The organism is Vibrio sp. NC2 (genome assembly GCF_025195005.1).
Classification (GTDB): domain Bacteria; phylum Pseudomonadota; class Gammaproteobacteria; order Enterobacterales; family Vibrionaceae; genus Vibrio; species Vibrio splendidus.
In genome coordinates this window covers 218,782-239,439 of the sequence record NZ_JANVFC010000007.1, presented here as the reverse complement: position 1 = coordinate 239,439, position 20,658 = coordinate 218,782, and the positions used below count along the sequence as shown (strand labels likewise).

16 protein-coding genes and 1 pseudogene are annotated in these 20,658 nt (G+C 43.3%); 4 read left to right on the top strand and 13 right to left on the bottom strand.

All coding sequences use genetic code 11. The annotated features are described in order from the left end of the window. Nucleotides 1-49: 49 nt before the first annotated feature. The 6 genes from NX845_RS12305 to NX845_RS12280 all read right to left on the bottom strand — a co-directional run bounded on the left by NX845_RS12305 (nt 50) and on the right by NX845_RS12280 (nt 9,985). Nucleotides 50-4,972 carry an ATP-binding protein gene (locus NX845_RS12305; protein WP_108189589.1) on the bottom strand — a complete coding sequence of 1,641 codons (4,923 nt, stop codon included), beginning with the start codon at nt 4,970-4,972 and terminating at the stop codon, nt 50-52. Beyond that, nucleotides 4,965-5,990, bottom strand: a complete 1,026-nt coding sequence (locus NX845_RS12300; RefSeq protein ID WP_102447545.1) for an HD-GYP domain-containing protein — start codon at nt 5,988-5,990, stop codon at nt 4,965-4,967. Before NX845_RS12300 ends, NX845_RS12305 begins: the two co-directional genes overlap by 8 nt. A gap of 289 nt (nt 5,991-6,279) precedes the next feature. Next, a complete protein-coding gene (locus NX845_RS12295; protein WP_017094730.1) occupies nt 6,280-7,044 on the bottom strand; it encodes an ABC transporter ATP-binding protein in 765 nt (254 codons plus the stop codon). Nucleotides 7,045-7,056: 12 nt separating this feature from the next. Next, a complete protein-coding gene (locus tag NX845_RS12290) occupies nt 7,057-8,007 on the bottom strand; it encodes an iron chelate uptake ABC transporter family permease subunit (protein ID WP_017086392.1) in 951 nt (316 codons plus the stop codon). Beyond that, nucleotides 8,000-8,953, bottom strand: coding sequence for an ABC transporter permease (locus NX845_RS12285; protein ID WP_102473507.1), 954 nt, complete (start codon nt 8,951-8,953; stop codon nt 8,000-8,002). Before NX845_RS12285 ends, NX845_RS12290 begins: the two co-directional genes overlap by 8 nt. 99 nt (nt 8,954-9,052) lie before the next feature. Then, nucleotides 9,053-9,985 carry a siderophore ABC transporter substrate-binding protein gene (locus NX845_RS12280; RefSeq protein WP_004731599.1) on the bottom strand — a complete coding sequence of 311 codons (933 nt, stop codon included), beginning with the start codon at nt 9,983-9,985 and terminating at the stop codon, nt 9,053-9,055. 951 nt (nt 9,986-10,936) lie between these two features. Here NX845_RS12280 and NX845_RS12275 point away from each other — a divergent pair. After that, nucleotides 10,937-11,146, top strand: a complete 210-nt coding sequence (locus tag NX845_RS12275; RefSeq protein ID WP_004731601.1) for a hypothetical protein — start codon at nt 10,937-10,939, stop codon at nt 11,144-11,146. A gap of 231 nt (nt 11,147-11,377) precedes the next feature. Here NX845_RS12275 and NX845_RS12270 read toward each other — a convergent pair whose 3' ends face one another. Then, the gene (locus NX845_RS12270) at nt 11,378-11,971 is read right to left on the bottom strand and encodes a hypothetical protein (protein WP_260256849.1); all 594 of its coding nucleotides are present in this window, start codon (nt 11,969-11,971) and stop codon (nt 11,378-11,380) included. Nucleotides 11,972-12,237: 266 nt separating this feature from the next. On the opposite strand from NX845_RS12270, the gene NX845_RS12265 reads away from it, so the two are divergent. Next, nucleotides 12,238-12,399: a hypothetical protein gene (locus tag NX845_RS12265; RefSeq protein ID WP_162838714.1), complete on the top strand. Its 162-nt coding sequence runs from the start codon at nt 12,238-12,240 to the stop codon at nt 12,397-12,399. 260 nt (nt 12,400-12,659) lie between these two features. Further along, complete coding sequence (locus NX845_RS12260; RefSeq protein WP_029222428.1) at nt 12,660-13,199, top strand: DUF3332 domain-containing protein; 540 nt, start codon at nt 12,660-12,662, stop codon at nt 13,197-13,199. 145 nt (nt 13,200-13,344) lie between these two features. Here NX845_RS12260 and NX845_RS12255 read toward each other — a convergent pair whose 3' ends face one another. From NX845_RS12255 to NX845_RS12240, 4 genes are read right to left on the bottom strand one after another with little or no spacing between them, the layout of a single operon-like run. Next, a complete protein-coding gene (locus tag NX845_RS12255; RefSeq protein ID WP_004731606.1) occupies nt 13,345-14,004 on the bottom strand; it encodes a potassium channel family protein in 660 nt (219 codons plus the stop codon). Beyond that, nucleotides 14,005-15,105: an AI-2E family transporter gene (locus NX845_RS12250; RefSeq protein ID WP_017090544.1), complete on the bottom strand. Its 1,101-nt coding sequence runs from the start codon at nt 15,103-15,105 to the stop codon at nt 14,005-14,007. 22 nt (nt 15,106-15,127) lie between these two features. Further along, nucleotides 15,128-16,147 carry a DUF2955 domain-containing protein gene (locus NX845_RS12245; RefSeq protein WP_260256848.1) on the bottom strand — a complete coding sequence of 340 codons (1,020 nt, stop codon included), beginning with the start codon at nt 16,145-16,147 and terminating at the stop codon, nt 15,128-15,130. Continuing rightward, a complete protein-coding gene (locus NX845_RS12240) occupies nt 16,137-17,258 on the bottom strand; it encodes an HlyD family secretion protein (RefSeq protein WP_102495089.1) in 1,122 nt (373 codons plus the stop codon). The genes NX845_RS12245 and NX845_RS12240 overlap by 11 nt, the downstream gene beginning before the upstream one ends. A 159-nt stretch (nt 17,259-17,417) precedes the next feature. Between NX845_RS12240 and NX845_RS12235 the strand changes: the two genes are divergently transcribed. Beyond that, complete coding sequence (locus NX845_RS12235; RefSeq protein WP_017086385.1) at nt 17,418-18,413, top strand: AraC family transcriptional regulator; 996 nt, start codon at nt 17,418-17,420, stop codon at nt 18,411-18,413. A gap of 36 nt (nt 18,414-18,449) precedes the next feature. Here NX845_RS12235 and NX845_RS12230 read toward each other — a convergent pair whose 3' ends face one another. Both NX845_RS12230 and NX845_RS12225 read right to left on the bottom strand, forming a co-directional pair. Further along, nucleotides 18,450-19,511, bottom strand: a complete 1,062-nt coding sequence (locus NX845_RS12230; RefSeq protein WP_108208054.1) for a sensor domain-containing diguanylate cyclase — start codon at nt 19,509-19,511, stop codon at nt 18,450-18,452. 118 nt (nt 19,512-19,629) lie between these two features. Then, nucleotides 19,630-20,634, bottom strand: a pseudogene (locus NX845_RS12225) (Solitary outer membrane autotransporter beta-barrel domain). Nucleotides 20,635-20,658 lie beyond the last annotated feature (24 nt).

Sequence of the window (20,658 nt, the reverse complement as noted above, 5' to 3'; positions counted from 1 at the left end):
GTAATAGCGATAAGACAGCAACTGTTATATGCCGACGAAGCAAAGCGGCTTATTCCAAGGTGTGGAGGACTTCACACGCTCGCTCGAAGTCATAATTATCTAACGCACGTTGTACATCGTTAAGCGCAACAGAATTTGGATACTCTGCAAGTAACTCGGCCACGTATTGCGTTGCATCGTTATCATAAGCTTCCAGCAGCGAGAGCAGCTTAACCCTTTGATCTTCTTTGACCACGCTCCCCATCGCACTCGCTTCACTCATGTATTCTGCTTGTGGCTTCACAATCAGGCTTTCCGTTGCTGTAATAAACTCAACTAACCTCGCCTCACCTTCTCTGAGGGCTTGCTCATCACACAAACGATTGTGAGCTTTATCTTCTAACTCTCCCATCAAATCAGCAAACCGGAGGCCGCCAATCGACGCTGCCATACTTTTCAAAGTATGCAGGTTTCTTTCAAGCGTAATCCAATCGTCTTGTGCCAAATTATCAAACGCATCAACCATCATACTTGGCGCACTGCTATGGAACTTCCCAACCAGTTTATTTTGTAGTTCCGCATCATGATGAGTGAGCTGTTCAAATCGTTGCTGAGAAAACACACTGATCACATCAATGCTGTTAGGTTGACTTGTTAGACCTTCGAGTTGTTCTGCCTGCCCATCTAACGACGCTACCTTCCCTTCTACCATCACCTCCGGCACGATGTATTTGATGATCAAAGAAGTCGCTTTATCGATGATAATCGGCTTGTCTAAGAAGTCCGTTACACCTGAGTCTCTTGCTCTTTGCTTCGCATCAGCAAACACATTGGCGGACATCGCGATAATAGGAACCTGCGTATCAAACTCACGGATCTGACGCGTCGCTTCAAAGCCATCCATTACGGGCATTTGAAGATCCATAAGAATCATTTCATAGTCATTATTTTTGGCTAGCACTACCGCCTCTTTCCCGTTCTCGGCCAAGTCAGCATTCAACTTCGATCGCTTTAAAAATGCCAATGCTAGGTCTTGGTTTAATTCATTGTCTTCAACCAGTAATACCTTTTGCCCTTTGAACTCGATGTGATAATCCAGCTTGAGCTCTTGTGATTTAAAGTGCGCCAGTTCTTCTGTATCTGACCTAGGCAAAGTGAGAACGAAAGAGAACTCACTGCCCTTATCCAAAACACTTGCGACTGAAATCTTACTGCCCATGGCTTGCACGAGCTTTTGACTGATATTTAGCCCTAAGCCAGTACCTCCAAACTTTCTCGTGGTAGTACTATCTGCCTGACTGAATGCTTGAAAGAGCTTGTGCCTATTTTCTTCTGAAATGCCAATCCCTGTATCGGAAACAACCACCTTCATACTCACGCTGCGATCATTGGATTCGAGATGAGTAACATTCAAAGTCACGTTCCCATGCGATGTAAATTTGATGGCGTTACCAATCAGGTTAAGAATGACTTGGAATAGTCTTAACGGGTCGCCAATCAACGGAGTATCTAGCTCTGGATCTATCGACATAGACAACTTAAGTTGCTTCTCATCCGCTTTCGATTCCATCAACTCAATGACATCTTGGAATGTCGTCACGGGATCAAATGGGATGCTATCAATGACAAGCTGTCCCGCCTCTATCTTAGAGAAGTCGAGGATGTCATTAATGATGCTTAACAGTGAATGCCCCGAACGGTGCACTTTTTCAATATAGTTTCGAGCAACAGGATTAGATATTTCGCCAATGGCCAGATAAGACAAACCAATTATTGCGTTCATTGGCGTTCTAATTTCGTGACTCATATTGGCTAAGAATTCCGATTTAGCTTGGCTAGCCAGATCGGCTCTCTGTTTCTCTTCTTCAAGTTGTTCGTTTAGGCGCTTCATTTCAGATATATCGAATGCCCAAAATAGTGTTGCTACTTCCCCATCAAGCTCAAGCAAGTAGTAACTAACAAGAGCCACAAAACTACTTCCATCAAACTTCCTAAGCACTAATTCTCGGTTTACGACTTTACCTTTGAGGTTGAGCTCTTTGTATAGCGAATCACGATCAGACAGAGAGTTATAAATAGTTTCAACATTTATAGAGTGCAACTCTGTCCGCTCTACTCCAAACAGACGCTTCGCAGTATCATTCGCATAACGAACCTGTTCCTCGACAACCACACTCGCTGCTATAGGTGAAGTGTTCAAAATGTTATAAAGCTGATGTTGTGCTTTGCGAAGCGCTTCTGTCGCGTCATTGGCAATCGCTATTTGCTTTGTGAGTTTTCTATTCCAAAATACGATGATTAAGACGATCACCAACGAAAAAAGTGAAATGGTATAAACCAACTCATAATCAACTTTCTCAATCGATTTTGGCGCGGCCCATTTAGCGGATATTTTTTGGTGGTCTTCAGCAGAAATACTGCCAATCGCTTTGTTCACAATAGACAAGAGTAAGGGTTCTGACTTGATGACGTGGAACGTTGGCGACAAAAAGAAATCCAATCGACCAATAATACCAATCCCTCGATAGCCAAATGAATCGATCAAGTAATTGAGGATGTCGACGGTATCAATTATAGCGTCAAGGTCACCAGAATCGACCCGTTCTAAGCCGTCATTGGTTGCAGCTACAAGAGACCAGTTTATATCTGGGTAACTGTCTACGATGGCTTCTGTGTTGGCGCCTCCCTCTAAAATACCGATTTTCCAACCAGCAGCCTCTTCTAAGACAAGGCTATTCACATCTCGCCTAGAGGCAATGGCCAAACGACTAGAAAATAACTGTTTGCCCGCTTTCACGTTTTCGCCAAGTGAACGATTTTCCACAGCAGCGGAGACAAGGTGCACTTGTCTGTGATCCACGAGTCGTCGAGTCTCTTGCCAACTGCCGACATCGACATGTTTCATGCGTAAGCCTGTTTTCTGTTCAATCAGCTTAAGGTAATCATCGATCATCCCGATGTATTCCCCGGAGCCCGACACGGCCTCATAAGGCAAAGAGTTAGGATCAATACCGATTTTCAAAACTGGATTAGACTTTACCCATTGACGTTCATTTTGGTTGAGGTTCAGAAGTTCGCCAGTCAAGTTGTTTGATTGGTAAATATCTGAGATATAGCGCTGTGCTCCTTCTCCAAACGTATTAAATTGTTCAATCGCAGGAAAATAAACATAGTTTCCTTCCACTGAGTCCACATCAAAATAGAACGTCATAAACCCGGCATTACTGCTACCCGTTTGTGTTTTATATCCAGCGCCTTTCGTCACCGATGACAATTTCGAGGTGTTTTTCTTGTCCAATGATAACGTTGATACATCTCCTAGGAACCAAGATTCAAGCGGTCGCTTATTATTATCAGCCAGTGCAGAAATAACCATGAAGGTATTATCTGCATCAAATATGTCAAAAATCTTAGGTAATTCGTCAAAGCGATCATTGACGATAAAGTACGCTGAGATTTGAGCAATAATATCGGCCTTTTTCAGAACCGGAGTCAGGTCGTTCTTAATTTGTCTTCTAAGGATTGGTTCAAACTCACCGTCTTCCCTTTTCAGGTTTGCCAATGCGGCATTAAAACGGTCTCTTAGCTCAGCCCCCCTGAAATCCACGTAGATGGGATAACTGACTTTATAATCTTCATGGAGCTGAATCTCGCGCATTTCAATAAACCGGGTATTGGTGACAAACCAGGTTAATACGCGCCTTTCTACCATCAGGAGATCAACATTTTGAGCTCTCAGTTGGGAAAACGCCGACTCTAAGCTGTCGAGATCATCTATCCGATCAATGCTCAATTGGCTTTCCAAGACTTCTACTGAGTTTTTAATCGGCGATGTTTCATCGAACAGTAAAGCACCCAATGACAAATTTTTTGCCGACTTCAAATCCAGCTTACGCCTCTTTAATGATACTGGGACAAAATCAACATCCATCACCTTGTCACTGACAAAGTGCAATGAAGAGTCATCAAGTTGAACGCCAGAAACAAACGATATTGAGCTATTGTTATCGATGGCTTGCCTAGCAGCACTTCGAGGAAGAGTGACAACGTCACCAAGTCGAAAGCCCATATCATTCAAAGCTCTTTGCATCAGGTCATGCTCTAACCCTACTGACGTACTGTCTGGATACATGTAAGGCGGATTCCCGAACCCAAATACACCTTTCACTGGAGAGCGGTAAGGCGAACCATCTAACCATTTAGATAGAATTCGGTTCTTTTTACTTATATCAAACGTTGCAATCTGTTGATTCAATAAATTAAGTAGCTCATTGTCATTTGAACGAATAACCATGGCTGCTTTGATGTTCTTCCAGCGATCAAGTACATGGTTGACCGCTAAATTCTCGACTCCGCTTTTATGAGCAAGATCCATTGTGGTCACAGGCTCAGCCAGCAAACCATCAACCGAGCCGTCTTCTAATGCGCGAATAGCATCAATGGCCGTATCGAACTCAACTCTCTCAATCGAACTAAGCTGCACGCCAGATCGCTCCAGGTCGATACTATCTCGAACCATGGCAATTCGCCTCTTGCCCTCTTGCTCAATTTTATTGTTGAGGTGATCATCGGTAGGAAGAATGACGGCAATTTGGTACGAGATATAAGGATCAGTTTGAAGGAAACGTCCTCCTTCACTGGGATCAAACTGTTGAAACGGAAACACATCGCCTTTCCCGTCTAACAAAGCTTGCTTTGCTTCAGAGTGAGAGTCCACGCTAATGAAATTAACTTTGACTTTAAAGCGCTCTTCAAGATCATTAGCCCAGTCACGAATGATGCCATCAACTTTTCCATCATCACCGATAAATGAGTAAGGATAATGACTAGACAGCGCAATGAATGTCACTTCAAGTTTGGTATCTTGCCATCGGTTTGCTTCTTGATCGGGTGCCGTTTCTGCATTCACGCTTGTCACAAAACTCGTCAAGGCAATGAGCAGAAATAGGGATTTAACGTAACGATTAATCAGCGCAACCCAACGATCACTCATCTCTAAATTTCTCTTTAATTGCTAGAATCTCAGGTAACTTCAGAAAAAACATATCGACGATAGTCGGATCAAAATGCTTGCCTTTCTGTTCTTCAAACAAGCTCAGTGCCTCATCGACACTCCAAGCTTTCTTATAAGGACGCTCTGCTGTCAGGGCATCAAATACGTCAGCAACGGCCGCAATTCGTCCAACCAATGGAATATCTTCGCCGGCTATCTGGTTTGGGTAACCACTGCCATCCCACTTTTCATGGTGATACTGCGCGACTTGAATGGCCATACGCATCAGTTTGGAATCGCCCTGCCTACCAAGGATTTCAACACCGAACTCGACGTGTTTCTGCATGGTAGTCCATTCATCGGCATCCAATTTACCTGGCTTCAGTAACACACTGTCAGGAATGCCAATCTTGCCAATATCATGCATTGGCGAGGCATCACGCAAGGTCTCGGCATCTTCGTCTGTCATGCCCAAGGCTTTGGCTAATATCTCGCAATAATGGCTCATGCGCATAACGTGCATGCCCGTCTCGTTATCTTTAAATTCAGCCGCTCTACCCAATATGTTGAGCGTTTCCAGTTTGCCGAGATTGATCTCTTGGGTTTTCTCTTTCACCTGACTAAACAACGCGCGTTGTTGGTCATAAAGAGCAATATGGGTTTTTACACGTTGTAGTGCAATTTCAGGTGTAATTGGCTTCGTTAAATAATCAACAGCACCTAAGGACAAGCCTTTTACTTCGGCTTCAGGGCCAATCTTCGCGGTAACGAATATAATGGGGATATGCGCAGTATTTGGCTGAGCTTTCAATTGACGGCACACTTCGTAGCCATCGATGTCAGGCATCATGATATCAAGGAGAATAAGGTCTGGCTGTGGCACCATCTTCGCTATTTTGATACCGATAGTACCGTTAATCGCGACCTTAACTTGATAGGTATCTTTGAGGATTGCCGTTAACACATCTAAGTTACTTGGGGTGTCATCCACGACTAACACTATAGGTTTACGACTCATTGACACCTCGTATAAAAATCAAACAGTTATAAACATAGTGTAGATGGGTTTTCGTACCTCTCAACATGAAAATGACAAATGATTGTTAAAAATGAAGAGTCGATCTTCGAGTGACATCAAACTAACGGTTTGATCCTCGTCTGATGTCAAAAATACGGCAGAGATTAGCGTATAACACAAGAGGGAATATGCTTTCTTGGACATATGAACCATACGAAAAGAGCTCCTCATATGGGAGCTCTTTTCATTTCGGCAACTAGGGGGTTAAGCAGACTAGAGACCCAGAAATCTAACGACCTGAATAATACATACAGATTCGAACGCCATCGAACTCGCGAATCTCAAATGGGATCTCGTAGATCGATTCCATTACTGATTTTTCAACCACTTCCGAGACCTTACCCGACTTAACCACTTGGCCCTTCTTCATCGCGACAATGTTATCTGAGTAACAAGAAGCAAAGTTGATGTCGTGAATCACGATCACCACCGCTTTATTAAACTCATGCGCTAGACGACGCAGCGTCTGCATGATCTCAACCGAGTGTTTAATATCAAGGTTATTCAGAGGTTCATCTAAAAACACATAATCCGTATCTTGCGCCACAACCATCGCGATAAACGCCATTTGACGCTGACCGCCACTCAACTCATCAAGGTATTTGTTTTGAATGTCGGTAATGCCAAGGTGCTCTAGCGCTGTATCTACGATCTTATGATCTTCGTCTTTCAAGCGACCCTGTGAATGCGGAAAACGACCAAAACAGACCAACTCACGAATCGTAAATCGCATATTGATGTTGTTTGATTGTCTTAACACGGCAAGGTGCTTGGCTAGCTCTTTGGTATCCCATTCAGCCAGTAATTTATCGCCGATAACGACCTCGCCCGCATCACTTTCGGTTAAGCGACTCGCCATAGAAAGCAGTGTACTTTTACCCGCACCATTTGGGCCAATGATAGAAGTCACTTCTCCTTTCGGGAACATAGCACTGGCATCATCAACCACGAGTGACTTGCCATACTTCTTAGTTAAACCTGTTAATTTAATCACTACTTACTACCTTTACTGAATTCTGGTGCGTAACAACAAGAACATAAAATACAAACCACCGACCAAGTTAATGATCACACTCACTGTGGTTTCAAACGCCATCACTTTTTCGATAAACCATTGGCCAGAAACCAATAGCACGATCGCCAACAAGCTGCTTGCGATGATAAGCACACGATGCTGGTAAGAGCTGAATATCTGACGAGCTAAGCTCACGGTGATTAAACCAAAGAACAACACAGGGCCAACCAAAGCAGTCGATACCGCGACCATCACTGACACAATCACCAAAGTAATTTGAGTCAGTCGCTTGGTGTTCACCCCTAAGCTTGTTGCGTTATCGACACCAAGCCAAAGCACATCAAGCTTAGGCGCTAACAACCACAGGCCAAGCAAGCTCAAACCTAATGGAATAAGGCTGAGGTAAACCAGTTCGCCTTTCACGTTATTGAAGCTTGCGAACATCACATTCTGCAGCACCGCGAATTCATTGGGATCAATCAACATCGCAAGGAAGTTCGCTAAGCTCGAGAATACGCTGCCACACACGATGCCAATCAGAAGCAGTGTGAATACGTTATTTCGCTTGCTCTTAAAGTAGAAATGGAACAGAGCAAACGAGAACAAGATCATCACAGTTACAGACATCGAAAAGTTTGCGATTGAGTCAATCACCCAGAAACTGGTACTGCCAAACACAAACAGAAGTACCGTTTGAACCAGCATATACAAGCTATCAAAGCCCAAAATGGATGGGGTTAGAATTCGATTATTAGTAATGGTTTGGAACACCAATGACGATGCAGAAATCGCCACCGCTGCCAACACAATTGACAGTAGTTTAGGTAGTCGCAGAGACAAGAAGAACTCATAGTTATCCCACGTAAGTCCCTGCCCCACAAATACTGCCGCCATACACAAAGACGCGATGGTCAGAATCGCAATTTTTACTGAATCACGCATTCGACTTGTCTCTCATGATTAGGTAGATAAAAATCAAGCCACCAAAGATGCTGATTACCATCGAGATTGGAATCTCATAAGGGAAGATGACGATTCGAGCTAACAAGTCACAAACCAATACCAAGATCACGCCCCAATAGGCTGTCCAAGGCAGAATCTTCTTCATGTTATCGCCCATCATCAGCGACACGATATTCGGCACGATAAGGCCAAGGAATGGGATAACACCAACAATCATGACCACAGAAGAGGCACAGATAGCGACCAATGCAACACCAATGAAGACGATCTTCTGATAATTCAAGCCGATGTTTTTCGCAAAGCTCTCGCCAATACTCGCCGCACTGAACTGACTCGCGAAGTAGTAAGCCAACACACAAGCAGGCACTGCGAGGTAAAGGATTTCATAGCTGCCCTGCAACACACTCGCAAAGTTCGCCATTGTCCATGCCGACATGGTTTGTACTAAGTCGTACTTATAAGCAATAAAGGTTGTTAGAGACGAAACAACGTTGCCATACATGATGCCAATCAAAGGCACCAATACCGCGTTCTTAAACTTAAGGTGTTGTAGAAAGCGGACCAATAGCATGGTTCCGAGAACCGCAAACGCGAAAATGAAACCTAAGTAGCTCCATTGCGCTGCATTGCCCAGAACCAGAATACCGACTATGTACCCAAGCATGGCGCAGTCAATGGTGCCCATAGTCGAAGGCGCGGCAAACTTGTTCTGCACGATCTGTTGCATGATCAAGCCAGCGACACTCAAGCCCGCACCGGCAAGCACAATCGCGAACAGTCGAGGGATTCGACTAACAACATAAATAGAGTTGGCGTGTTGGTTGCCATTGAAGAAATCGCTAAAACTGATCTCAGCGACTCCAATCATCAATGACATAACGCATAACACAACAAGAAATACAGCAGCGGCAATGGGTTTCAACATAGAAATAATACTAAAGGTAGGGCTCTTTGAGTCCGTATGAAAAGTGAAAAAGGGCTTATAAGAACACTCTTATAAGCCCGAAAATCTGATGATTAGTAACTATTGAATCGTACGCTCAATATCACCCAACATTCTGTGAATCGCTGTCACGCCACCACCCGCCAAATACCAAGCACTTGAATCAAGGTAAACGATGTTGCCTTGCTGCGCTGCAGGTGTCGCCGCAACTAATGGGTTATCAAACAGCTGTTGTGCGCGACCTTCTGATTTGCCAATCGCTTTTTCGCGGTCAAGAACGTAAAGCACTTCAGGTTTTGCGTCAGCAATGTATTCGAACGAGATTAGGTTGCCGTGAGTCCCTTTAATTGGAGCGACTGTCGCACTCTTTGACTCCTCGAAACCAAAATCATCAAAAATGATCGAGAAGCGACTGCCCTTATTGAACATCGCAATGTTGTTACCGTTGTTCATCAGCATCATTGCAGACGTTTCGTCAGACGCGACTTTGTCGTTTACCGCCGTGATAGACGCTTGAGTCTCTTTAATGATCGCTTCTACTTCAGCTTGCTTACCAAAGATGTCACCTAGCGCACGCCAGTTTTGCTGAGCATCAGCCCAGTATTTATCACCTTCAATAGAGAACATGACCGTTGGAGCGATTTGTGCCAGCTTGTCGTAAACCTTAAGCATACGGTTTTCCGCGATAATGATGTCAGGCTTCAACATGTAGATAGCTTCAAAATCAGGTTCACTCAATGATCCTGTATTTGCTGTCGTTTCTTTGTACGAAGCTAGGTAATCGGGCAGCAAGCTATGAGGCGCACCAACTGGCTGTACACCAATTTGATCAAGCACATCCAAGCTACCAAAGCCAAGTACCACAACGCGCTGTGGTACTTCAGTAAACTGCGCCGTGCCCTTTACGTGTTCAATGGTCACGGTTTTCGCTTGAGCGGTCATCAGTAATGATGATGCAAGAACGATGGCAAGCCCGCTTAACAACTGGCGAACTGAATTGATTGTTTTCTTCATGTTTCTTCCTTTGCCATTGATACTAACCACCACTCATGACAATGAAAGTCACATTACTCATAGGCGAGTATGGTGCGTACACAACGGCTAAATAACGATAATTTAAAGTCTGTCATTGCTTTGATAACAAACCCGTAACGCAAGTGAGAACTATTATCAATTATATTTGCGTTAAACTGGCGGCACAACAACTTTATTATTCAGAAACGTAAAAGTGAGTATTCATATTTTGCGTAGTCAGGAGAGATACTAGGCATCAGAAATAACAAAAAGACGCGAAGAGGAAAATGATCATCAATCTGAAGAATAAACTGATGGGGAAAAGTGCTCGAAAACCCTGAAATTACAACGCTAAACTCCAGAATCACAACGCTCAACCTCAGAGTCACGAATTGAAATTTACAATGTAAAGATCATATATAACAGAGGCTTAATCATCACTAAATTAGCTGAACAAATAAAACCACTAATGACAAAGAACACAAAGCGGTGCAAAGCCAAACATCGGTCAGGTATCATGGTCAAATTATCGGTCCTTCGCTCATTTAACTCTCAACAAGCGACGGCAAATCATTCAAAAATATTTTTAAATTTAATTAAAAATAGAGTTGCAATTCAAAAAACTAGGCGTATAGTGCGCCACTTGGCTCTAATCTATAGAGCTGTTAATGCTAAAGTAAGTCCAAGTTCCTCAAAGACAGTTCTCGATTTCCTCGTTACACCATCTCTGCGTCAGCTTTCACCTAGATAGTCATTCAATAGCTTTTAAATTCGATCCTCACTACCGATCTATCGTCATTTGCTCTTTTGCTAGCGAAGTCAAAATAGATCGATCACTTAAATATAAATGTAATAAACACAAGGCACAGTTATGTCACGCAGAACAACACGACAAACCCATTGGTACCAACTATCACGCGACAAATCAGTCAATAAACTAAAAGGTAATAAATGCTCAAGATTAAAATAGACTTACACAAAGAAGAAATTTCATGGGTCACAGAGATTCGACAGCTCAATAGCGATATACTCCACCGCCACATATTGCCCAAGCTACAACATCACAGTTATCTCATCGATTTTGAATTTAATGAACGAGAAAGCATCGGAACTATTGTTTCAGGCAACGGAAACACCCTAGGACATTTCACACTCCTATAGCATTTCCCATAGGCTACAAAAAGAAACACCGTTTAGTCCCAAAGATGTAAAAGATATCACCCTCAATTCGCTCTAGCAGAACAAAATAGAGTAGAAGTAAAACAGAACAGAAACCTAGCCCTTTTTGCATTTCACACGCGGCTAACGCTAGCTAGGTTATCGTACTTCTATTGAAACCAACTTATATCAAACTCTGAATCGCCAATGAGTCATTATCATTGCATTCATGGACTAATAAGTTAACGGCATCGACCTTAACTTCTGATCAAGAGTATATAAGTGTTCTCCAGCTTGCATGTGTTGAGGGTAATCACTGAATTTCTCACGATTCTCCTCATTCATCTTACATGTCTCATCCACCAGCATTAATTTCCAATACAGCTTTGTTGTATGCAGCATAGCCAGTAAAGGTTTGAATACCTCTTTTTCATAAGCTTGAATCAATTCTTCAATCAACTCATCACGTTCGTCTTCACTTGCAATTGAACCATTAGTTGCCGACAACACTTTTTGATACTTCAGATTTTGTTGCAACTTATCCATAACCGTTTGATTTTCTTCCGCTAACTCAACAAGTTTCGACTTAATGATATTTACCCAATTGGCTTGGCTCAGTACCGCGTCATCAACACTGGTAAAGTCTTCTCGTATCTGTCGCTCCACGTCTTTTTGAGCTTTCTTTAAAACGGCGCGCACCTTTTGAAAAGGCAGCTGATATTCCTTACTTAGATCGATAATCAGTTTATGAAAACCACCATTTGGAAGGTGTAAGTTTTCCTTAAACGTCACCATTGCAGCTTCTTGCTGATCGGTAAGGTGAGTCATTCTGTTTCCTATTCTTTATCACTTATGGTGCTGAGCCCGCGATCATACCACTATACAACCTCATTTTTTCGGTAACTTGATCAGTTACACCTCGCTATGCCGTTAAATTCTCTCAACCCTTTCTCTTTTGGCTAGTTATTAATCCATATGGCATGAAATGGTAAATCTCTCTCTGCGAAAGTTCGTACATTACGTGCTCAGGGTATATCGCCAGACAGGAGTCATTACTTACATATGAAAGACAACCGCGAGAAATGAGAAACCATATGACCTATTCAGAATACAAAGAATCCGATCTGCATAAGTGCGTTAGCGTTGGTGCAGAAGCAACGGTATCAATCGCCAAGTTTACCGTTAAAGCCACTACCCTTTTATTTCGATTTTTCCGCTGGCTTGTCGTATCGGCCTATTCATATGTGATGAAGTAATTCTGTATTGGAGTCGTTGTTTTCATTACGACTTATCCAAATACTCAAAAGCGCGCCCTATTAGGTCGCGCTTTTTTTATGCTCCGATTTTTGTAGCCAGCTTTTCCATGTCCGTTTTTTCTAGATCTAGCTTGTGATGCTTAAAGTACATAACCAATTTTCTATCGTCAGTGGCGTTAAATGGTAAAACTATGAATCGAATAAAAACCATACTACACCTGTTCCAACAAAACAGACTTCTAACTTATACAGGTACTAAAATGAAAAAGATTGCACTTAAAATTGTAGGACTAACGGTTTTGGCTTCTGCGCTAACTGGTTGTATCGGCAGCAACGCCGTAACAGGGAAAGTGATGAAATTTAACGTTGAAGTTGTCGATAACCGCTATGCTCGTGCAGGTGTAAACTTCTTATTAGCGCCTGTGTACGGTATTACAACCGCAGCCGACTATGTCGTATTCAACTCACTTGAATTTTGGACAGGCAAAAACCCAATCAGTGGCTCACCACACGTATTTGATACAAAAACAGATACACACTTCGAAGTGAACGACGACCTAGACCCAAGCCTGAAAGAAGCACCTGTAGGGCCAATTTCAAACAATCGCACGATTGAAACGGGTGAGATGATTAAGATTGACGAAAACACGGTTCAAATGGACATCGTCTATACCTCTGGTGAAACGGCAACTCTGACAGGTATCAAAGAGGGTCAAAACGTTAGCTATTACATGGATGGTCAGCTTGTGTCACAAACGACCATAGCTGAATTAGAGAAGATACAAGGCACTGAAGCTTAAGGTTTGTAGCTCACACTAAGGCATAAGATTCGTAGCCCATAGGGAGTTCAATCTCAAAGCTAGGTTTGACTTTAAAAAGCGTAAAACAGAACAAGCCCGGCAATTGCCGGGCTTGTTTGTATATGATCTATTATTTGTATCCGCTCTATTGGGATTGAGACTGTGTAAGCCGAATACTCACCAAACTCGCCACCATTATGGCCAAGTAAAAACTGCCGATAATGGATTCCATAAACACAAAAAACTGAGCAATAGGCAATGCTGGTGATATGTCACCATAGCCAACCGTAGTCAACGTGATAAAGCTAAAGTACATCGCATTAAACAAATTGGTTAGCCAGATTTGCTCTTCTAACCCATTAAAGGCGTTGGGGAATATTTCTAAAATCAACAAGTAGATGGTCGACCAAGCGAACCCCAACAACAAGTAAATACAGATCGAGCCGATAATGTGATTGGGTGTTACCGTTTTTGCTTTCATCACCTGTTTTAACGCCGAGTAAATGTGTGAAAATAAGAACACAGCCAACGCTGATAGCGTCACTATCGACAGGTTATAGCCTTCCAAAAACGAAAACACACCAGACACTAGCGCCGTAATCAATAACAGCCCGTACCAAGAGCGATACAAGGCTCGCTCTTTATGGATACCAACAATTGAACTCGCCAGAGTAATGATGATGAGAAATAGGATTGTTTTTTGGCCTTGCGGATAAAACTGCTGCATCACCGCGCAACCAAAAAACAACACCAACAGTGCATAGAATAAGAAGTAGAAGTTGTCGTCTTTAGAGACTGGCTTCATCTATTTTTCCTCTGCCTCTGCTGGTTTTTTCTCAGTTTCTTGTTGGTTTTTCTCTTCAAGCCCAAGCCACGCCATCATCAGCTCATAGCTTAAACTCAGTATCACAGCACCAACAAACAGACCAACAATTCCCGACATTGCCATTCCGCCCAGTGCGCCGAGTAAAATAACCAACATTGGAATGTGAGAGCCACGGCTCAGTAGTACTGGCTTCAAGATAGCGTCACTGCCGCTTACCAAAATACACCACACTAAGAACAAGCTCGCCGCCAGTGTCGATTCAACACTGAACATGTAAATAATGGCAGGTAACAAAGCAAGAATCGGCGGCAACTGAATAATAGCGACCAGTAACACCGCTAGCGCCCACAATGCCGCGGCTGGAACACCCGCGATAACCAAACCAATTGCCGACATGATAGATTGAATCACAGCAACACCAATCACACCTTGCACAACGCTGCGCACAGTCGATTTAGATAACTGCACAAGCTCTACGCCTTTGCCATCCGTTAAACGAACCACTAAGTGAGTCACACCGGTTTGACATTTTTCGGCATTACTCATGAACGCACCTGCAATGATGGTTGAGATAATAAATTGGACAAAACCACCGCCCAATGAGCCTAAGATCGATGCCATTTTAGAAGCAAATACCTTAAGTTCGTCTGCATACGTGATAAACACGCCCTCTATATTCGAAGAAGCATGGACCAAGGCGGCATAGACTCTTTCGCCAACTAATGGGATATCTTGCAAGGACTCTTTGGGTTTCGGCAGAGACAAGGTTCCGTCCTGTAGCCCTGTCATTAGGTCCGAAGCGCTAGTGTAAATACCGGAAGAGAGCGCAACTAAAGGAATGAGCAGTAACAGTACTCCGATAAAGCTCAGTAACGCGCTGGCTTTTCCTTTCGACATTCCCGTCTTATTTGAAATGGCGACAGCAACTGGATAGAGCGCAGTCGCAATGATCGCCCCCCAAATAACCAATAGAATAAATGGGCGCAAAATCGAGAAACACCAATACACGAGCATGGCAATTGCTGCGATCTTGATGGCAGCGTCTATCGCCTGTTTTGAAAAATCATCGGTTAACTTCATGAGACATCCTTGTAAGACATAATTAAGGCTGATTTTGTAGGAACTTCCAATTCCGAGTTTCTAGGAATAAAGAAGCCAAAATCATATATATACCAATTAACACTAATTGGAATATGCGTATAAGAGTGTTGCTATCGATGTCGCCTGAGCTCATCAAAGTGCTACCGACAAGTACTAACAACGTACTAAATGCAGTGGCGAAAATTGGCGCTTTTTCGGGAACCGTATAGATCTTCTTGGCGATCACAATAGCGACCAAGCCTATGAATAAAGAGTAGAAGATAATATTAGGAACAATCGAAAGGATTGAAAAAGCAGCAATCGCCAGCAATCCCCCGATACCGTTACTTATCACCAGAAAAGCGCTCAACTTTATCGACTTCTCTGACGTAATCATCAACGATAACAACGCAATGAACATCATTGTCAGTAAAGCTTCAGATATTTGAAAAATAAAGAAAAAACAAACCACTGGATAGGAGATAATCATCGCCCTAAAGGCCGCATACCAACGCTGTTTCTTTTCGAGTTGTGCAGCAGCGAAGCCTGAGAACTCCGATTTAGGCTCAGGAAAAAACACATGCACTAACGCAAAAAGCATGACTGAAACCACACCAGAGGTCGCTAAGCCAGAGGCCAGCATTACTGACACGCCGGGGTTATCAATCGCCATGAATGGCAACATCAAGACCGCAATCAACAGTATGGTGGCGAACAGGTTCCATTTTGGGTCGACAAACAAGTAGTAGCCCCAAAGCATCATTAGCCCCACTAAAATCAGCAATGGGATTGGATAATGGGTAATTCCTCGCGACAGCAATAAACCTAACCCCATTGTTACCACAACGGCCAAGAGCAATTCGTAGACCGTTTCCTTATGGAGATTTGGTTTATCAATTAAGAACTTAGCCGTGAACACTGGCGCCACAAACGCAAGTGGCCAGTTTATCCACGCCGCCAAGAAAACAGCCAACGTGACCCCGACAGTAAATCGCAGGATCCGTTGCTGTGTTTGTTGGTCAGGAATCGGCTTATCGGACATAAGACAATACGCTAATCAAACGAATCCATACCTTGCCTATCGCGTTGAACACAAAGTTGTCACCGCTATAAACAATCACATCCGCTTGGCCACCCACTCGGAGCATGCCTGTCACTTCTTCATTATCAAATTCAATGGTGATAGGAAGCATCTGTGTTTGGCGCAACCAACCCGTTTGTTGGCTAGCTTGAGCAAGCTTACCTGCTTGGTCATTTTGCCCCCAATCAACACCCCAATCGATACTACTTACGCGCCCTTTTACCACTTTGCCCGGTGCGAAATCTAACGCCACTTCAACTTCATCACCAACAGCAACGTTACCTAGGCTGTTCTCACGATAATAAGCTTCAATCCAAATATCTTCGGTTGAAACAAAGGTCATGATTGCTTGCCCTGCTGATGCATAGAAACCTTCAGACAAACTAAAGTTAGAAACACCACCTTGTGTCGGTGCGGTAATCACGGTGCGCTCTAGGTTCAATTGAGCTTGTTCAAGTGCCAACAACGCCGCTTTCACTTGGCTATTTTCTTGGCCTTCTTTACCCATTTGTTTCTTAGCACGGTCAAGGTCAGCTTCTGCATTAACAACCGCAGCTCGAGAGGTCGCTAATGCTGCTCGCGCTTTATCTGCATCCGATTTAGAAACCACACCTTTGTCGGCCATCTCTAAAACACGCTTGGCTTGCAGTTTGGTGTTTTGTCTTTCAACAATGGCTGAGGTGAGTTTCGCTTGGGCTGAAGCAATGCTCGCGGTTTGAGCGCCGACATTTTGGCCTGCAATCTCTAAATTTTGCTCAGCTTGTTGGACCGCTATTTGGTAATCAGACTCATCTAAAATGGCTAACTTGTCGCCCTGATTAACGAGTTGGTTAGGTTGAACAAGAATATCGAGTACTTTACCCGACACCTCTGGCTTGATTGGAACGATATAACCTTTTACACGAGCATTATCAGTAATAGGGATGATTCGGTCTGAAATGACACTGAAGATCAACATGAATGCAACAAACAACAGTAGGTAGTTTGTGACCTTTCTTACTTTATCTTTTCCATTTTCTTGCTGGCCAACTTCTTCATTGGCTTCTTGCTTATTCCCTTTGGTTTCTGACATGGGACTCCCTTCTAGATAACTAAGATCAACAAAATTAATACTTTAAAAATAAACCCAGCGATGGAAAACTCAAGTAAATAGGGTTAGATTTAGTAAACAAAACGTTGCAAATGATATGCACGTCTAATAATGCAACAATATATACAGGATTGTATTCCAATGACCACTAGTCACTACCAAGTCCCGGTAATTCAAACGAACTACGCTAAAATTCTGGTTCAGGTTTTTTCTGACTATGGTCTTGATTTACATCTGTTGCTGAAAGATTCCGGTTTACCACCCGACCTTATCGAATCAGAAAGTGATTTTGTGCCATCGGAATCCATTAAGCGTTTGATTTATCTTACATCGGCACAACTCGGCGTATCTCGGTTCACCGATATTCTTGGACTCGCATTTCGACGTCGAATCATCCCAAATGTCTTGCATCAATTTACCGAATTCGAAACCATTGGTGATGCACTAAAACAGATCAATTCAATCTTTGCCTACGACTCCCCAGGCAGCAAAGTCGAGTTTATTCAAGAACACGGTCAGAGCTGGTTTTGCCGTACTGCCCCGGAAGACAATTCCCCTATGTTTCAATGGGGAGAAGCTTTTGCGATTACGTATATCATTGAATTAATAACTATTTTATCCCAATCGCCATGGTTACCTAATAAGGTGCGTCTGCAAGGACATGACATCGATGTCGTCAAAACACTGGTGCCAAGTAGCTGCCAACTGTTTGTTGATCAATCGTCGACGGCTGTACTTATTCCTGAAGAAATATTACAACTCCCAATTCGCCTAACCTCTAAAGAACTCAGTGCTAAACCGACACTGATTGAGTGGCATACCAGCTTTACCGATAGCGTTTATGAGCTTCTAAAGCCGTACATGAAAGAACAAGATCTCTCTCTTGAAGAAGCCGCTGAGCTACTCAACTTTTCGGTGCGAACGTTCCAACGCAAACTCAAAAATGAAAACACCACATATCGAAAGATCAAAGAGAACCTGATGTTTTCGGTAGCTTGCGAACTGATGGAAGAGGGCCATACGCTGACCTACATCTCTAGCCAGCTCGGTTACACCAACATATCTCATTTTTCTCGTGCGTTTAAGCGTGTGTCTGGTCTTACTCCGAAGATTTACCAACGCTCAATCTCGGCTTAGGCTCCGCTCGATTGATTAACCAAGCACGGCCTGCATCTAACCAAGGGCAATTGGAGTAGCACAGCCTGGGCTAGAGCTACACACTCTATTTCGCCCATTACCTTTGGCACGATAAAGCGCCTTATCCGCGCTGCGATAGGTCGCTTCGGCTTGTGCCTGTATTTCAGACACACCACTGCTCACAGTCAGGTTCAATGTTGTTCCTTTGGCAATCACTTCTTTCAATCGATACATCGCCTCAAACGCTTCTGCCAAATTAGTTTCGGGCATTAAGATAGCGAACTCCTCGCCGCCGACTCGCGCGACTATGTCGGTGTCCCGACTGTTATTTCTCAACAGTTCTGCGACCTCTTTCAACGCTGAATCACCTTGGTCATGACCATGATTATCATTGATGGCCTTGAAATGATCTAAATCGATCAACGCCAAACAGGAATGTGTATAACCATAGCGCTCCGCTAAGTTTGAATAATGGTTAAGATCTTTATCAAAACGGCGACGGTTCCAGCACCCTGTGAGAGAATCTGTGTCCACCAACATTCTTAATCGACGTTCTAATACTTTGCGTCGACTAATATCGGTAAAGGTCACCACATATTTATTATTGTGCGACAGTATTTCAGCTAACTTTTCGACAACCACATTCACAGTAAAATGTTCACCAAGTCGACTGACTCCACTCAACTCACCCTTCCATCTCTGGTTTTCCTTGAGTGAGCGAGTAATGGTCGATATTAAACTGCTGTTATTCATAAAACAGAGATCAGAAATCGGGCGAGACTCGACTTGATTAAAGGCATAACCTGAAACTCTAGAGAACTGTTGATTGACTTGTATTACCCTCAATTGACTATCGAGGATGATAAAACCAGCGACGCCATCAATGATCGCTTCCGACAAGCTATTCTTGCTTTGAGCCATTTCATGTCGATATAGGCGTGCAGTAATGAGGGTGCTGAGCAAAAACAACGCGCACACAGAAAAAGCCATGACTGCCGAAGAAGCCATACTCAATAACCACAAGCTAACTGCCATATTAAGGGCAAGTGTAGACACCACGTATAGCGGCATTTTTCGGTCCAAACTTAACTTATTCATAGTCTGCTCTAGTGATGGGCGAATGACTATGATGGCTAAGTTTTCACTAAGATATTTACCATTTTACGACACATACAAATTCAAATTATATGAGTACCATTAAGATCAACAATTTATGCTAATTATTGAGTAAGAATAGCAAGCTACCGCCACTGAGTGAGCTGCCATAATTGAAGTTAATTCCAATCCCGAAGTTGTCAAAAAAGTAAGAGTCATAAGGCACATCAAATACTAATCCTGCCCCAAATTCATAGTAATAGTGCGTATCTAAAGGAGCCGTCAAATCACCCGCGACATCGATTCTTGTTAAGTTATAGTGGATTTGAGGGTTATTCAGCGACCAAGCATCGAGCGCTACATTTTGCCTAAACTCGAGTTCATTAATGAATCGCATCCCTTCTGGGTTACCGATATCGCCATCGCTCGCTTCGCCCCAGCCTGTTCCATAAAAGTAACGAACTCTTGAAGACACATTCCAACTGCCCCACTCCTTTGGTTGCAAGTATTGAAGTTTGACTGAAGGTTCTGCAACAAGCGCCCATGCTGATGTATTCAACGCGTAACCGTCTAGCTGAGATTGAAATGCTTGAGAGTAGCTGTTGTTGTATTCGTATTTATTGCGGTAATAGAGCAAGTGAGTGCCTAATCCATAGGCGATAGACCAATGCTGGTTTAAATGGTTTTGCCCTCCAAAAAAGCCATACAGGCCCAATACCGAGTCTTCATTTGGGTTAACACGACGGTCAGGAGTCACACCTGATGAGATCTCAATATCCTGTTCAGAAAGCGCATAAGACCCTCGCACAGACCAAATAAGGTCGAAGTCAGGGTCATCCGTTTTAATCACGGAAGAGTAAGGGATGGAGCCCACACTCACTTGGCTTCAAGTATCGATGGTTTTATCTGAGCCAAAACCACTGTCGTTTAAATTGATAAACGAATTAGGATCAAAATCCACAAAGCCAATTGAAATAGCATCGCTGTCAGTCAACGCAATTGACACAGAAAATATCTTCTCTAAGCGGTTCTGAATCAATTCATTGGATGCATAGGCCGAGGAAGAACTGAGGCCCATTAAGAGCAGAATAATAGAACGGGGATAGTGCGATAGGGGTGAAAGCATTAAGTTGACTCCATTCAAACTTAT